Here is a 13,744-nt window from a genome sequence, read left to right as displayed (position 1 = left end):
TTGTCCGATGAGTGTTGAAAGCCAATCCTACGGCTACGCGCCGTCGGGTCTTCATGGGAAGCCGTCGTGGCGGTTGATCCCGAAGATCGATCGGGACCCGAGGCTCGTGGCAGGGGCCCAGGACATCGGTGGCCGCGTGCTGCTCTGCTGCGCGGTCGGACTGCTCGCGGTTTTGTTTCGGCAAATAGGTATCGATTTTTCAGCGGCGGGACTCGCGCTGGTGTGCGCCTATGCCGGCCGGTACCGGCGCGTCCTGATCCTGCTCGCAACCTTGCTGCTGCTCTATCGCAGCGGCTTCCTGATCGACCGAGGTTTTCTCGAACGGCTGGCGATCGACGAAGGCGTTGGCGACCGGATCCATCAGCCGCTGCTGGAAGCGGTCATGGTGGCCGTCGTGTTTGCGCTGTTCGCGGGGTTGCTGATCATGCAGGGCGCAGGGACGGTGGTCTTCCGCCGCCCGACGCTCAGCCTGTTGCTGGCGTTCCTGGCGCTCGTCGCGCTGACACAGGCCACGATGATGGCCGGCCTGCCGCGCGTTCTGCTGTGGTCATTTCTGATGACGTTCCAGCCCTATTTGTGGTTTCTTGCCTATGGTCTGGCCGATGCGGGCAGGAAGCGATCTCCGGTGTGGCGGCATCTGAGCGTTTTCCACCCCTTCTGGGGATCGTCGCTGACGCCGTTCGGGAAGGGGCTGTCGTATCTCGACCGCTTCGAGGCCAAGACACCCGAGGAGCTTGCGGTGACGCAGCTCAAGGGCGTCAAGCTTGCGGTCTGGATCCTTGTGCTCGCCATCATCAGGATCTGTCTCGTCGAGCTCGTCCACGGGCGTTTGCAGCTTCCAATGTTCGACGACAACCTGCCGCAATATCTCACGGGCCATCCCTGGTCGCGTTTCGTCGGATGGGCGAGCCTCGTCAGCTTCTTCGTCGAGGACCTGCTGAGCATGACCGTGTTCGGCGGCGTCATCATCGCCACGGCGCGGCTTGCCGGCTTTCGCCTGCTGCGCAACACCTACCGGCCTCTGGAGTCGACGACGCTCGCGGAATTCTGGAACCGCTACTACTTCTACTACAAGGAACTGCTCGTCGATCATTTCTTCTACCCCACCTTTGTTCGCTGCCTCCGCGGCCATCGCCGGCTTCGCATGTTCTTCGCCACCTTTGCCGCGGCCTGTGTCGGCAACCTGCTGTTTCACTTCATTCGCGATATTCATTTCGTCGGCGAAATGGGCCTTTGGCGGGCCGTGGTCGGTCAGCAATCCCACGCGTTCTACACGTTTGTCCTGGCCGTCAGCGTCGGGCTCTCGCAGATGCGCCGCGCCCCACGGCTCGCGCCGCGAGGATGGGTGCGTGGCCACTTGCTGCCTTGCCTGTGGGTGTCGAGCTTCTTTTGTCTCATTCACGTCTTCGATGCGCCGCTCGACCGCGAGCATTCGCTCGGGCAACGCGCCGAATTCCTGTTCTATCTCCTGGGAGTCTCGACATGACCACGAAAGCCGGCCCTGAAGTCAGATCGCAGATGCGACGCTACATCGTGCAGCGGCTGCTGATGAAGGGCGACAGCGCGCCGCTAGGTGACGACGATCTGCTGTTCACCAGCGGCCGCCTCGATTCGCTCGACGCGGTCGAGCTGATCATGAGCATTGAGACCGACCACGGGATCAACTTCTCCGACATCGGCTTCGATTTGACGCGCCTGGACTCGATTTCGGCGATTGCTGCTTTGGTGGGACAGCCGTCGGCCGAGCTTGCATAGCAACCGATGTGTCGCCACGCGCTCAACCCGAAAGCGCGGCCCGGCGATGCATGTTGGGCCGCGTCCGCGGATGCGAAGGCTACTGCACGTCCATCTGCAGCCCTTCCTTCTGGATGATGCCGGCGAACTTCTTCGTCTCGGCGTCCACGAAGGCGGCAAACTGGTCGGGCGTGCCGTAGTCGGCGCGGGCGCCCATGGCGACGATGTTCTTCTTGATGTCGTCGCGCTCGAGCATCGCCTTTACTTGAAGGTTGAGCGCTTCGACAACGGCAGGCTGCACACCTTTCGGCAGGAACACCGAGAACCACGACGAGACGTCGAAAGCCGCAAGCTCCGGCGCGCTCTCGCGCATGGTCGGCAGGTTCGGCGCCAGGTCGCTGCGCTCGGTCGTGGTGACGCAGAGGCCGGTGAGGGTGCCGTTCTGCACCTGCGGCAGGCTCGGATAGAGATTGTCGAACAGGATCTGGATGTCGCCGGCGAGCGCCGCCTGGAGCGCGGGACCGGCGCCGCGGAACGGGATGTGCGTCATCTTCAGGCCGGTGAGCTGCAGGAACCAGGCGCCGGTGAGATGAGGGCTCTGGCCGACGCCGGAGGAGGCGTAGCTGAGCTTGTCCGGATTGGCCTTGAGATAGGCGACCAGCTCGGCGATCGACTTGATGCCGGTCTTGGGATGCGCCGAGACGATGTTCGGGATCCGGATCATGTTGGAGACCGGCTGGAGCTGGTCCGGCTTGTAAGTGAGGTTCTTGAAGATGCTGTAGGCGATCGCGTTCGGGCCGGGATTGCCGATCAGGATGGTGTGGCCGTCCGGCTTGGCGCGGACCACCTCGGCCGTGCCGATCGTCCCGCCGCCGCCGGAGCGGTTTTCCACCACGGCCGATTGGCCCCAGGCGGTCTGCAGATGCGCCGCCAGAAGCCGACCCATCACGTCGGTCGAACCGCCGGCGGCAGCCGGCACGACGAGGCGGACGTTTTCGGTGGGCTTCCAGTCCGCCAGGCTCGATCGCGGCAGGATTGCTGCGGCCGAGATGGCGGCAGCACCGGTGAGCACGCGACGGCGGGACAGCAATTGATTGGGCACGAATCCACTCCCTGGGTCTTGTTTTGCGGGGAGCGTATGGAACCGGACGCGCAACGGCAAGCCGCACGAGGCCGCAGGCTGAAGGCTCAGTTAAAACTGAGCAGTTTGAAGATCGGCGTAAGGTAGCTCATCTCCTGGCCCGACGTCGGCGTGGTGCGGCTGACGAAGTCGAAGATCTTGCCGTCCTGCAGGCCGTAATTCGCAAGCCGGCGCACGCGCCGGTTCTTGTCGAAATAGACCGCGATGACGCGCTGATCGACCACCTTCTGGTTCATGAAGGCGACCATGCGCTCGGAGCGCTGCGAGATGTAATAGAACACCTCGCCGTCGAGGGTTGCGACGGTGGAGGGGGTGCCCATCACGATCAGCACCTGATCCTGGCTCGCGCCGATCGGGATCTGCTCCAGCGCGTTGGGCGGCAGGATGTAACCCTTCTGGAACTGCTCGCCGGTGCAGCCCGCAAGGGCAGCGCCCACCAGGGCCGCGGCCGCGAACAGGCGCAAGCCGCGCCAACGTGCTTGAAGGCCGCGCCGCTTGTCTGCACGCAGGCTGGTCTGGTTCGTTATCGTCATAGCGGAACTGATTCCGTCCCCTTGCGTCGCGCGAGGCGCTGAAGTACCGGGCGGAGGCTCTGAATGCAACACGCGCGCGCCCGCTTGCGGAAACCACAATGCTTTGGCCGTTCAATCACTTCAGGAAACCCCGCCTAGCCTCGCCGGGCACCATTGAAGCCATCTATGGCATGATCGTGACGCAGGCGCGAGAACCCATATTTTACCGAGACTTGGGCGTGCCGGATAGCGTTAACGGGCGTTTCGATCTGTTGCTGCTGCACCTCTGGCTGTTGCTGCGCCGTCTGCGCACGGTTCAGGGCGCCACCGAGCTGTCGCAGGCGCTGTTCGACCGCTTCTGCGAGGACATGGACGACAATCTGCGCGAGATGGGGATAGGCGACCAGACCGTGCCGAAGCGGATGCGGGCCTTCGGCGAGGCATTTTACGGCCGGGTCCAGGCCTACGATCAGGCCATGGAAAGCGGCGGCGAGGCGCTGGCATCGGCGATCTGCAAGAATATCTTGAATGGGGCCGGCATGGACCAGGCGCAGCGGCTCGCGGCCTATGCCAGGGCTGCCGAGGCCGAGCTCGGCCGGACCGGCGAGGCCGCACTGCTGGGTGCGTCCTTCAAGTTTCCTCCAGCGCTTCCTGAGGATGTCACGCCATGACCCGACCGATACCAGCATCCGGGCCCGATCCCTGGCGGGTGCCCGTCATCGTTGCCCAGATCCCGGATACCGGCCTGCATCGCAAGCTCGAGGCCTCGGCCGCCGAGCGGCAGGCCATGGCCGAGACGGCAGGCTTGCGCGAGGTTGTCTCGGTCCAGGCCGACTTCGATGTCGTGCCGAAAAGCGGCAACCGGATCCAGGTTACGGGCCACGTTCGTGCTCGGATCGGCCAGACCTGTGTGGTCACGCTTGACCCGATGGAGAGCGAGATCGACGAGGAGGTGGACCTGATATTTGCCCCCGAGGCCGAGGTCCGCCGCCTGGCCGACCTGATGGAGGAGGGGCAGGACGATCAGGAGCAGGTCGCCGACCCCCCGGAGGCGATCGTCAATGGCATCATCGACCTCGGCCGGCTCGCCACCGACGCCCTGTTTCTGGCGGTCGATCCCTATCCGCGGAAACCGGGGGTGGTGTTTGAGCCCGAAATCATCGCCCCCGATCCGGAGGACCATCCCTTTGCGGTCCTGAAGGCACTCCAGGACAAGAAGAAAGACCAATAGGTGCCGTCTCCCCCAGAGGACCGCTTTGCTACGGGGCGCGAGGTGTTTGCGATGGTGGTTTGAAAGGTCGAATTATCTGTTTGATTTTGATGCGTTTCTTGTGAATTAGTCCGTCCGCGGCCCGATGCTCCCGAATCCAAAAGGCTGGGGGCAAGAGGTTGTTTCGGGATAACAAAACGCTATTGTCGCGCCCCGGTCGGGGTGCAGCGTGGCGCTTGACCGACCGCCATGTTCGTGGCGGACCCATTTGCGGCCCCGCTCGTTCAAGACCGCACCAGACCAGGTTTCCAGGACTTTTATGCCAAGCAAGGTTCGCATCGCGCTTGACGCCATGGGGGGCGACGCCGGCGCCGCCGTGGTCATTCCAGGCGCCGCCATCTCGCTTGATAGGCATCGCGAGATCGAATTCCTGCTGATCGGGGACCGCGCCAAGATCGAGCCCGAGCTCGAGCGCCACCCCGCGCTGAAGGCGGCGTCGAAGATCATCCACACCGATGTCGCGGTCAGCGGGTCGGACAAGCCGAGCCAGGCGCTGCGGCGCGGCCGCCGGACTTCCTCCATGTGGCTTGCCATCGATGCGGTGAAAAAGGGCGAGGCGGATGTTGCGGTCTCGGCCGGGAATACCGGCGCGCTGATGGCGATGTCGCGCTTCCACCTGCGCACGCTGCCCGGCGTCGACCGTCCGGCCATCGCCGGCATGTGGCCGACCAGGCGCGGCGATTCCGTGGTCCTCGACCTCGGCGCCAGCATCGGCGGCGATACCCACCATCTGGTGTCGCTCGCCATCATGGGCGCGGCGATGGCCAGCGTGTTGTTCAACAAGAAACGACCCACGGTCGGCCTGCTCAATATCGGGGTGGAGGAGATCAAGGGGCACGAGGAGATCCGCGAGGCCGGCGAAATCTTGCGCGCCAGGAACCTGCCTGAGCTCGACTATCTCGGCTTCGTCGAGGGTGACGGCATCGGCAAGGGGGTGGCGGACGTCATCGTCACCGAGGGCTACAGCGGCAACATCGCGCTGAAGGCTGCGGAGGGAACCGCACGGCAGATGGCGGAATTGCTCAGGGACGAGATGAAGCGGAACTGGCTGTCAAAGCTCGGCTATCTCTTTGCGCGCAACGCCTTCCAGGCCCTGCGCAACAAGATGGATCCGAACAAATCCAACGGCGGCGTGTTGCTGGGATTGAACGGGATCGTGGTCAAGAGCCATGGCGGAATCGCTGCCGAAGGCTTTGCCTATGCGATTGATGTTGGCTATGAGATGGTCAAATTCGATCTCCTCAACAAGATCAATCAGATGCTCAACCGCGAAGGTGGTGCGCTCAATTTCGTGCAGCCCGCGCCGGAGGATGTTTCGTGACTCAAATTCGTTCGGTCGTGCTGGGCTGCGGCTCCTATCTGCCGGAGCAGGTGGTGACCAACGCCCAACTGGCGGCGCGCATTGACACGTCCGACGAGTGGATCGTGCAACGCACCGGCATTCGCGAGAGGCATATCGCGGCCGAGGGCGAGTTCACCTCGCATCTGGCGCTGAAGGCGGCGCAGGCCGCGCTCGCCGATGCCGGCGTGGACGCGCAGTCGATCGACCTGATCGTGCTCGCGACCTCGACGCCTGACAACACTTTCCCCGCCAGCGCGGTCGCCGTGCAGCACGGGCTCGGCATCAACCACGGCGCGGCCTTCGACCTTCAGGCGGTGTGCTCGGGCTTCGTGTTCGGGCTCGCCACCGCCGATAATTTTTTGCGCACGGGCGCCTTCAAGCGCGCGCTGGTGATCGGAGCGGAAACCTTCTCGCGCATCCTCGACTGGACCGATCGCGGTACCTGCGTGCTGTTCGGCGACGGCGCCGGCGCGGTAGTGCTGGAGGCGCAGGAGCAGCCGGGCAATGCCGCCACCGACCGCGGGATCGTGACGACGCATCTGCGCTCCGACGGTCGCCACAAGGCCAAGCTGTTCGTCGACGGCGGCCCGTCCTCGACCCAGACTGTCGGCCATCTGCGCATGGAGGGCCGCGAGGTCTTCAAGCACGCGGTGGGCATGATCACCGACGTGATCGTCGACGCCTTCGAGGCGACCGGGCTCAATGCCGACAGCATCGACTGGTTCGTGCCGCACCAGGCCAACAAGCGAATCATCGACGCGTCAGCGCATAAGCTTCATATCGCGCCGGAGAAGGTGGTGCTGACGGTGGACCTTCACGGCAACACCTCGGCGGCTTCGATCCCGCTGGCGCTGTCGGTGGCGCGCAAGGACGGCCGCATCAAGCGCGGCGACCTGGTTCTGCTGGAAGCCATGGGCGGCGGCTTCACCTGGGGCTCCGCGCTGGTGCGCTGGTAAGCCACAGTCGATAAAATTTTGCCCGAATCAGATCGGATTATCGATGCGCCTGCATTGATGAGGGCTGTTGACCGCCGTATCGTAAGCTCATAATTTCAGACAACAATTGTTCGCCGTGATGTGGGGCAGGGCGATGACCGATCAAAGTAAAACCGTAACGCGTGTCGATCTGTGCGAAGCCGTCTACCAGAAGGTAGGGCTGTCGCGCACGGAATCGTCCGCCTTCGTGGAACTCGTGCTGAAGGAGATCACCGATTGCCTTGAGAAAGGCGAGACGGTGAAGCTGTCCTCGTTCGGCTCCTTCATGGTCCGCAAGAAGGGTCAGCGCATCGGTCGCAACCCCAAGACCGGCACCGAGGTGCCGATCTCGCCCCGCCGGGTCATGGTGTTCAAGCCGTCGGCGATCCTGAAGCAGCGGATCAACGCCCAGCACCGCACCAATGGCGACGCCAGCAAGGCGCAACCCGAGGCGTAATCCGCCTTCCGGATAAGGATTTGGCATTTGGACAAGGCGCCGGATGCGTTCCGAACCATCAGCGAAGTAGCGCAGGAACTCGACATTCCGCAGCACGTGCTGCGGTTCTGGGAGACGCGTTTCTCCCAGATCAAGCCGATGAAGCGCAGCGGCGGCCGCCGCTATTACCGCCCCGACGACGTCGACCTGCTCAAGGGCATCCGCCGTCTGCTCTACGGCGAGGGCTACACCATCCGCGGGGTGCAGCGGATCCTGAAAGAACACGGCGTCAAATCGGTGCAGGGCCTCGCCGACGGTGCGGCCGCGGTCTCGTTCGGGGCCATCGAGGACGCCGTCGGCGCGAGCCTGATGGAGCCCGAGGAGGAGACCGGCGTCCGCGGCGCCCGCGACAGCGACGATGACGACTACCAGGGCGAGGAGGAGGAGGGCATTGACTTCCGCTTCTCCGAGACCGACGACGAGGAAATCCTCACCACCTTCCGCAAAGGCGGCACCCCCGCGGCGCCCGCAGGCCCCAGCGCCATCGACCGGGAGCGCCTCGGACGGGTGCTCGCCGAGCTGATCGCCTGCCGCGAAATGCTGGATCAGGCGCTCAAGGACGCCTGACGCCGGACACCCTCGGCTTTGGGCCAGTTCCGGTGCCTTTCGGCAGAGGCAGCAAAATGGTGTGACCTCGCCTTGCGCAAACCGGCGATCCTAGCTAATGGAACGACGTTCGGAGCGTGGCGCAGCCCGGTTAGCGCACTAGTCTGGGAGACTAGGGGTCGGAGGTTCAAATCCTCTCGCTCCGACCAATTGTTCGTAGGCTTGGCTGAGCACACGCGCGAAAAGCATCGCAACGGATGCATTGTCTGTTCGCGATCAGGCCTAGGGCTCGCCCGGCGACAATGAGAGCATCAGAAGTGCCCGACGAGCCGATGACCCTCAAGTTCCGCTGTCCGCCGGGTCTTGAAGACAAATTGCCGCCGCCGGTCCCTGCGAGTTTAGGCCTGCCTGCCTGGCTGAAGGCGATGCCGACGCAGGCCTTCAACGCGATCAATCAGCGCGAGGAGGATACGGTCAAGCGATGCCCTCCGGTCGTCGACGCCATGACGAGCGGCTTCCTGATCCCATTGATGTGCGATGTCAGGTTTGAGAATGGGGAAATTTCCTGGGACAATGACCTGCCAGCCGGTGGTGAGCTTGATTTCCCGCGCTCTCCCGTTGGATTTCACGACTCCAGTCAGGTCACGGGATCGCCGTTGTTCGAGCCGGACCGGCTTCTCATCAAGTTTCGTAACCCATGGCTGATCGAAGCGCCGGAAGGCTATTCGGTTCTGTTCATGCATCCGATCAATCGGTTTGATTTGCCCTTCACTACGCTGACTGGCCTCGTCGATTGCGATCGATATCGTGACAGCTGGATCCATTTCCCGGTGCATTGGCACGACGTGAATTTCAACGGCGTGCTGCAGAAGGGGACACCGATCGCGCAATGCATGGCGGTGAAGCGGGAAACCTGGGTCGCTCAGACCGCGCCACTGACTGCAGAGGAGATGCGGCGGGTGTTCGAGGTAACGAAGTCGGTCGCGCAGGAGCCTGGCACTTATCGACGGCAGTTCCGTGCGTGAGCCGCATCACGGGATGTCATTTTGCAGAAACTTCTTGAGCGCGCTCGGGCGGAAGAAGAAGCGGCCGCGCGATGAATGGACGAGCGTGTAGGCGGCTTGTGCCAGCATCCGGGGCCGGCCGCGTACCGCCGAACGAAGGCTCGCCTCGCCCTCTTCGCGCTGACCCAACTCGAACAGGCAGGCTGCGAGGTTGGCTCGTGCCATGGCATCGTCAGGGCGCAGCGCCAGCGCGAGCCGGTACATTTCTGCGGCCGTGGCATAATCACCATCCTGGCGCAGCACGCGTGCAAGTAGGGTCGAGATATCGGGACGCCCGGGCGCGGCCTCGTTGGCCTTGACGAGAATCGCGCGCGCCTCACCGCGCGTATTGCGCTCGAGATGCAGGCGCGCAAGATCCAGTTGTAGGTCGATGCTTTCCGGCGCGAGCGCGAGAGCGGTGCCGATCACCGCGATGGCCTCATCGAGGCGCCGATCCTTGGCAAGCTGGCCGGCGAGTTCCTGGAACGCCGGCAGGAAAGGTGGGCGACGCGCCGCGGTCCGGCGCAGTTGTTCGACGGCTTCCGTGCGACGTCCGGATTCGCCCAAGGCCGCGCCAAGCAGAGTTTCAATGCCCGGATCGCTCGTGCGGCGCGCCGCCTTGTCCAAGGGCAGGATGGCCTCCGCTGCGCGGTTCTGAGCGAGCAAGGCGCGGCCGAGAACCCATGTCGCGACGATATCGTTCCGGCTCGTCCTCAAGGCTTCGGCTGCAAGCCGCTCCGCCTCGGCGAAATTCTGCATTCGCAGCGCGAGCGTGGCGCGCTCGCGCAAATCGGTTTGATGAGGTGCGCGGCTGGGGGGAAGAACAGGGCGCTTCGACACCGGGCTCGCAATCGACGACAATCGAGGTGCCAAGTATGGCCTCGGCCCCGGCGTCGGGCAACCGCTATTCGCCTTCGCGGATTGGCGCGTTCTCGGCGAAGGCCTCACTCCTTTTTTCTCGCTCGGCCGTCACCTCAATATGCCACACCATCTGCATCTGCATCTGATCCGCGACCAGTCGCGACGCCGCAGGGGTGACGCGCGCGTACAATCATTCTGCGTGCGGTGGCTTAAGAGGAAGGTGTGATCGTTGTCACAAAACGCGCCGCCGCAATGGGGTCTGGCGCTGTCGGTGCCCGCACGGAAAGACCAGTCGGCCTCCGGGGCGTTTCCTCGTTTTTAGTCTTGGTCCGTCGTCTTAGTATCAGTAGTTTTGCGGGACCTTAGGCGTGGCCCTTGATCTCGTAGCGACCTGGCACGCATTTGTAGCGATCGAGCCGCCAGTTGGCGTGGTAGATCGGATGTTCGCCCATCCATTTCGCCAATGGGGCCTGTGCGCCGATCGCACACTGCATCATCGACATCTCGGGCGTCATGTTGCTGTCGGTCACGATTTCCTCGATGCAACTGCCTGAGCTGGCTGCGCTTAGCCGGCAGAGCACGGCAACGACGGTCACGAACATTCCAGTCACCTCATTGGTAGTTTCTGACCACGAAGAGGATGCAAGCGGAGTGCCAGAGCCTGTGACGCAAACAACACGCTGGCCTGGCCGATTCGACCCAGCGTCCGGACTCCATTTGACGATTCGGATTGTAAAAAAATTGCCCATAAACCGAAGCCGGGCAAATACGGGGAACCGGCAGGGGTGAGTCGCAGCGATGTCGGGGCAGCGCCGCGCCGGTGGCGCTTCACAGGCCGCGCGCAGCCGGTAGGCTCGGAAGCACCGTGGCCACCCGCCAAAAGAGCTGGGCCGCCACACGGGACATGGAAACGCGAGGGCAGACCATGAAGGCACGACCGACCGGCGTGATCCCGCCGATGACGACGCCGTTCCGCAAGGATGGCGAGATCGACTACACTTTGGTGGCGCACCAGGTCGACTGGATGATCGGCGCCGGCGCGCATGGCGTCGCGGCCGGCGGCTCGACCGGCGAGGGGCACACGCTCGATCACGAGGAATATCGCGACCTGATGCAAGCGACGGTTGCGGCGGTGAAGGGACGCATTCCCGTGATCGCCGGGATCATTGTCGACTCGACGCGCGATGCGATCCGGCGCGGCAAGCTGGTGCGCGACATGAATGTCGCCGCGCTCCAGGTCACGCCGGTGCATTATCTGTTCAAGCCGGACGACGAGGCGATGGTGGCGCATTTCCGCGCCATGGCTGATGAGACCGGCATGCCCATCATCATCTACAATGTGGTGCCGTGGTCGTATCTGTCGCCGGCGCTGCTGACGCGGATCATGACCGAGGTGCCGCTGGTGGTCGGCGTCAAGCAGAGCGCGGGAGACCTGAAGCTGTTCGCGGACCTCATGATGATGGCCCCCGACAAGCTGATCTACAGCGCGGTCGATGCCCTGATGTATCCGTCCTACACATTGGGGGCCCATGGCTCGATCGCCGCGATCCTGACCGCGGCGCCGCATGCCTCCGTCGCGCTGTGGGATGCGGTGAAGGCCGGCGACCATCCGCGCGCGCTCGACCTGCACAAGAAGCTGCTGACGCTGTGGAACGCTGTCATCGCCGACAATCTGCCGGCCTGCACGCGCTATGCGCAGACGCTGCAGGGCCTGCCCATGACCTATCCGCGCGCGCCGATGCCGGAAGCCTCAAGCGCGCAGCAGGCGGCGATCCGCAAGGCGCTGGACGGGCTCGGTGCGTTGAACGGGCGGCGCGTCGAGGCGGCCGAATAGTCCACGCCCCGAAATAACTGATGAGCATGGCAGCGCCGATCCGCTTTTACCTGCGGATGCGGCGCTGCTACATTTTGCGCGCACTCCGATGCGCGCGGCGCGAGCTGTGAAGAAACATACCGACAAGGGGAGGGGCCGAAAGTCCCATGAAGGATTTTGCAGGAAAGATCGCCGTGATCACCGGCGGCGGCACGGGAATGGGACGCGAGCTCGCGCGGCAGCTCGTCGCCGAGGGCTGCAACGTCGCGATGTGCGACGTCTCGGAAGCCGCAATGGCCGAGACCAAGCGGCTGTGCGAGGTCGAGCAGCTGCCGCAGGGCCTGCGCGTCACGACCCATGTCGCCGACGTCTCGATCGAGGATCATCTCAAGCGATTCCGCGACGAGCTTACCGAACAGCAGAAGACCGACCGGATCCATCTTCTGTTCAACAACGCCGGCATCTGCGGCGGCGGCAGCCTGTTCACCAACACGCGCGAGCAGTGGGAGCGCACCTTCAACATCTGCTGGGGCGGGGTCTATCTCGGCGTCCGCACCTTCCTGCCGATGCTGGTCGCAGCCGACGAGGCCCATATCGTCAACACAGCGAGCGTCAACGGCTTCTGGGCCTCGATCGGGATGAACCAGTCCCACACCGCCTACAGTTCGGCAAAGTTCGCCGTGAAGGGATTTACCGAAGCGCTGATTAACGACCTCCGCCTGCATGCGCCGCACGTCAAATGCTCGGTGGTGATGCCCGGCCATATCGGCACCTCGATCGTCTCCAATTCGCGCAAGGTGCAAAGCGCCGATGGCTCGGAGCGGCTCAACCCCGACGAGGTCGCGCTGACCCGCAAGCGCATGGTCGCCGCCGGCGTGCCGGATGCCGACAAGATGTCGGACGAGGACATCCAGGCGGTGTTTACCGAGCGCGCCCGCAGCTTCCTCGAGGATGCGCCGACGACGGCGGCGCAGGCCGCCAGGATCATCCTCGACGGGGTCAAGGCGGAGCAATGGCGCATTCTCGTGGGCGAGGACGCAAAGCGCCTCGACCAGCGCGTGCGCGCCACGCCGGAGCAGGCCTACGACCGCGCGTTCTACGAAAGTTTTACGCAGGAGGTCGGCTGGCGGCTCGGCTGAGGCGGCCGCCGAGCGGGCGCGGATATAGGTATGATGAGCATCATGGCAAGAGGCGCGCAGGCAATTTCGCGTGCCACCTCTTGCCAGTTCTCTTGCCAGTTCGCCGCCATTCTTCCTGCCAGTGTTCAGTCACTCATGACGAATTGGAATGTCACGCATGCGAGACGTCCCTGCGTTCAAGCGATGGTGATCTCGAACGGCTCTCATTCGGCGCACGGCAGCTTGGTCAGGGAACCAAAATAGTTTAGTCAGTCATCTGTAAGGCGATGACCAGAGCGTAGCTCCCGATGATACCCGCATGCCTCTCCGACGACTGGATCCTTTGCCCGGAGCGAGAGGACATCTCCGCTGAGTTCACGCGGCTCCTCACCGCGGCCCAGGAGGGCGGCGCCACGATCGCGGAATGCCTGATGATCGCGCGGCGGCTGAAGCGGGGCGAAGACCAGTCCTGGCATCGTGAGTGGAAGAATCTGGCGCAAGCCAATCGACTTCGTGCCGAGGCCGCGTTCGCGGAAGGTCACAGGGCGACTGCGCAGCGCAACTGGCTCCGCGCCATGAATTACTACAGCGCGGCCGCAATGCCGCTCGATCAGGCGGACGAGCGCCGCTGGGTCGCGGTCCTCGCGATGCAGGATTGCGCCCGCCGCTTCCTCGTCGCGCGCGAGCCTGCCGGGGAGGTCGTGACGATCCCTTGGCTCGACGGACATTCGTTGCAGGGCTATTTCCTGCCCGCGCCGTCGGGACGCGTGCGAGCCCCGACCGTGATCTGCATCGGCGAGCCCGGCCACCGCAAGGAGGAATTTCTGTTCAAGCTCGTGCCGCATGCGCGCGAGCGCGGCTTCTCGCTGCTGGCGCTGGACCTGCTCGGCGACC

General features: G+C 64.0%; 16 protein-coding genes, 1 tRNA gene and 1 pseudogene. 13 read left to right on the top strand and 5 right to left on the bottom strand.

The window, feature by feature from the left end; genetic code table 11:
• Window positions 1-7 precede the first annotated feature (7 nt).
• The gene (locus tag FXB41_RS36740; RefSeq protein ID WP_219685263.1) at window positions 8-1,486 is read left to right on the top strand and encodes a hypothetical protein; all 1,479 of its coding nucleotides are present in this window, start codon (window positions 8-10) and stop codon (window positions 1,484-1,486) included.
• Window positions 1,483-1,755, top strand: coding sequence for an acyl carrier protein (locus tag FXB41_RS36735; RefSeq protein ID WP_007603436.1), 273 nt, complete (start codon window positions 1,483-1,485; stop codon window positions 1,753-1,755). The genes FXB41_RS36740 and FXB41_RS36735 overlap by 4 nt, the downstream gene beginning before the upstream one ends.
• A gap of 79 nt (window positions 1,756-1,834) precedes the next feature.
• Here FXB41_RS36735 and FXB41_RS36730 read toward each other — a convergent pair whose 3' ends face one another.
• Complete coding sequence (locus tag FXB41_RS36730; protein WP_219685262.1) at window positions 1,835-2,836, bottom strand: Bug family tripartite tricarboxylate transporter substrate binding protein; 1,002 nt, start codon at window positions 2,834-2,836, stop codon at window positions 1,835-1,837.
• Window positions 2,837-2,922: 86 nt separating this feature from the next.
• Window positions 2,923-3,408 (bottom strand): outer membrane protein assembly factor BamE, encoded by a 486-nt coding sequence (locus tag FXB41_RS36725; RefSeq protein WP_007603438.1) that lies wholly within the window; start codon window positions 3,406-3,408, stop codon window positions 2,923-2,925.
• A 98-nt stretch (window positions 3,409-3,506) separates the two neighbouring features.
• Between FXB41_RS36725 and FXB41_RS36720 the strand changes: the two genes are divergently transcribed.
• The 8 genes from FXB41_RS36720 (at window position 3,507) to FXB41_RS36685 (ending at window position 9,040) form a co-directional block, all read left to right on the top strand.
• A complete protein-coding gene (locus FXB41_RS36720) occupies window positions 3,507-4,058 on the top strand; it encodes a ubiquinol-cytochrome C chaperone family protein (RefSeq protein WP_007603440.1) in 552 nt (183 codons plus the stop codon).
• The gene (locus FXB41_RS36715; RefSeq protein WP_219685261.1) at window positions 4,055-4,618 is read left to right on the top strand and encodes a YceD family protein; all 564 of its coding nucleotides are present in this window, start codon (window positions 4,055-4,057) and stop codon (window positions 4,616-4,618) included. The genes FXB41_RS36720 and FXB41_RS36715 overlap by 4 nt, the downstream gene beginning before the upstream one ends.
• A 298-nt stretch (window positions 4,619-4,916) precedes the next feature.
• Entirely contained in the window at window positions 4,917-5,978 is a 1,062-nt protein-coding gene (plsX, locus tag FXB41_RS36710; RefSeq protein WP_219685260.1) for a phosphate acyltransferase PlsX, read from the top strand.
• Window positions 5,975-6,955, top strand: a complete 981-nt coding sequence (locus FXB41_RS36705) for a beta-ketoacyl-ACP synthase III (RefSeq protein WP_219685259.1) — start codon at window positions 5,975-5,977, stop codon at window positions 6,953-6,955. The genes plsX and FXB41_RS36705 overlap by 4 nt, the downstream gene beginning before the upstream one ends.
• A 133-nt stretch (window positions 6,956-7,088) precedes the next feature.
• Window positions 7,089-7,430 carry an integration host factor subunit alpha gene (locus FXB41_RS36700; RefSeq protein WP_018456841.1) on the top strand — a complete coding sequence of 114 codons (342 nt, stop codon included), beginning with the start codon at window positions 7,089-7,091 and terminating at the stop codon, window positions 7,428-7,430.
• Between the two features lie 27 nt (window positions 7,431-7,457).
• On the top strand, window positions 7,458-8,036 hold the full coding sequence (locus FXB41_RS36695; RefSeq protein WP_219685258.1) for a MerR family transcriptional regulator: 579 nt from the start codon (window positions 7,458-7,460) through the stop codon (window positions 8,034-8,036).
• A 110-nt stretch (window positions 8,037-8,146) separates the two neighbouring features.
• A tRNA-Pro gene (locus FXB41_RS36690) sits at window positions 8,147-8,224 on the top strand.
• Between the two features lie 123 nt (window positions 8,225-8,347).
• Window positions 8,348-9,040 carry a hypothetical protein gene (locus tag FXB41_RS36685; RefSeq protein ID WP_007603447.1) on the top strand — a complete coding sequence of 231 codons (693 nt, stop codon included), beginning with the start codon at window positions 8,348-8,350 and terminating at the stop codon, window positions 9,038-9,040.
• Between the two features lie 6 nt (window positions 9,041-9,046).
• On the opposite strand, the gene FXB41_RS36680 is transcribed toward FXB41_RS36685, so the two are convergent.
• From FXB41_RS36680 to FXB41_RS36670, 3 genes are all read right to left on the bottom strand, one after another.
• Complete coding sequence (locus FXB41_RS36680) at window positions 9,047-9,910, bottom strand: tetratricopeptide repeat protein (protein WP_376707537.1); 864 nt, start codon at window positions 9,908-9,910, stop codon at window positions 9,047-9,049.
• A 52-nt stretch (window positions 9,911-9,962) separates the two neighbouring features.
• Window positions 9,963-10,109 carry a hypothetical protein gene (locus FXB41_RS36675; RefSeq protein WP_219685257.1) on the bottom strand — a complete coding sequence of 49 codons (147 nt, stop codon included), beginning with the start codon at window positions 10,107-10,109 and terminating at the stop codon, window positions 9,963-9,965.
• 172 nt (window positions 10,110-10,281) lie between these two features.
• Window positions 10,282-10,521 carry a hypothetical protein gene (locus FXB41_RS36670; RefSeq protein ID WP_007603449.1) on the bottom strand — a complete coding sequence of 80 codons (240 nt, stop codon included), beginning with the start codon at window positions 10,519-10,521 and terminating at the stop codon, window positions 10,282-10,284.
• 323 nt (window positions 10,522-10,844) lie between these two features.
• On the opposite strand from FXB41_RS36670, the gene FXB41_RS36665 reads away from it, so the two are divergent.
• The 3 genes and pseudogenes from FXB41_RS36665 to FXB41_RS36655 form a co-directional block, all read left to right on the top strand.
• The gene (locus FXB41_RS36665) at window positions 10,845-11,753 is read left to right on the top strand and encodes a dihydrodipicolinate synthase family protein (RefSeq protein WP_219685267.1); all 909 of its coding nucleotides are present in this window, start codon (window positions 10,845-10,847) and stop codon (window positions 11,751-11,753) included.
• Between the two features lie 146 nt (window positions 11,754-11,899).
• Entirely contained in the window at window positions 11,900-12,871 is a 972-nt protein-coding gene (locus tag FXB41_RS36660; RefSeq protein ID WP_219685256.1) for an SDR family NAD(P)-dependent oxidoreductase, read from the top strand.
• A gap of 287 nt (window positions 12,872-13,158) precedes the next feature.
• A pseudogene (locus FXB41_RS36655) lies at window positions 13,159-13,744 on the top strand (alpha/beta hydrolase family protein); the annotation flags it as partial.

The sequence above is a fragment of the Bradyrhizobium canariense genome (genome assembly GCF_019402665.1).
Taxonomy (GTDB): domain Bacteria; phylum Pseudomonadota; class Alphaproteobacteria; order Rhizobiales; family Xanthobacteraceae; genus Bradyrhizobium; species Bradyrhizobium canariense.
The sequence above is the reverse complement of the archived record's forward strand: the minus strand, read 5'-3'. Positions and strand labels throughout refer to the sequence as shown.

Coding starts and splice junctions, on each gene's coding strand:
- FXB41_RS36740 (WP_219685263.1), top strand. CDS start 8: ATGAGTGTTGAAAGCCAATCCTACGGCTACGCGCCGTCGGGTCTTCAT.
- FXB41_RS36735 (WP_007603436.1), top strand. CDS start 1,483: ATGACCACGAAAGCCGGCCCTGAAGTCAGATCGCAGATGCGACGCTAC.
- FXB41_RS36725 (WP_007603438.1), bottom strand. CDS start 3,408: ATGACGATAACGAACCAGACCAGCCTGCGTGCAGACAAGCGGCGCGGC.
- FXB41_RS36720 (WP_007603440.1), top strand. CDS start 3,507: ATGCTTTGGCCGTTCAATCACTTCAGGAAACCCCGCCTAGCCTCGCCG.
- FXB41_RS36715 (WP_219685261.1), top strand. CDS start 4,055: ATGACCCGACCGATACCAGCATCCGGGCCCGATCCCTGGCGGGTGCCC.
- plsX (WP_219685260.1), top strand. CDS start 4,917: ATGCCAAGCAAGGTTCGCATCGCGCTTGACGCCATGGGGGGCGACGCC.
- FXB41_RS36700 (WP_018456841.1), top strand. CDS start 7,089: ATGACCGATCAAAGTAAAACCGTAACGCGTGTCGATCTGTGCGAAGCC.
- FXB41_RS36685 (WP_007603447.1), top strand. CDS start 8,348: ATGACCCTCAAGTTCCGCTGTCCGCCGGGTCTTGAAGACAAATTGCCG.
- FXB41_RS36670 (WP_007603449.1), bottom strand. CDS start 10,521: ATGTTCGTGACCGTCGTTGCCGTGCTCTGCCGGCTAAGCGCAGCCAGC.
- FXB41_RS36665 (WP_219685267.1), top strand. CDS start 10,845: ATGAAGGCACGACCGACCGGCGTGATCCCGCCGATGACGACGCCGTTC.
- FXB41_RS36660 (WP_219685256.1), top strand. CDS start 11,900: ATGAAGGATTTTGCAGGAAAGATCGCCGTGATCACCGGCGGCGGCACG.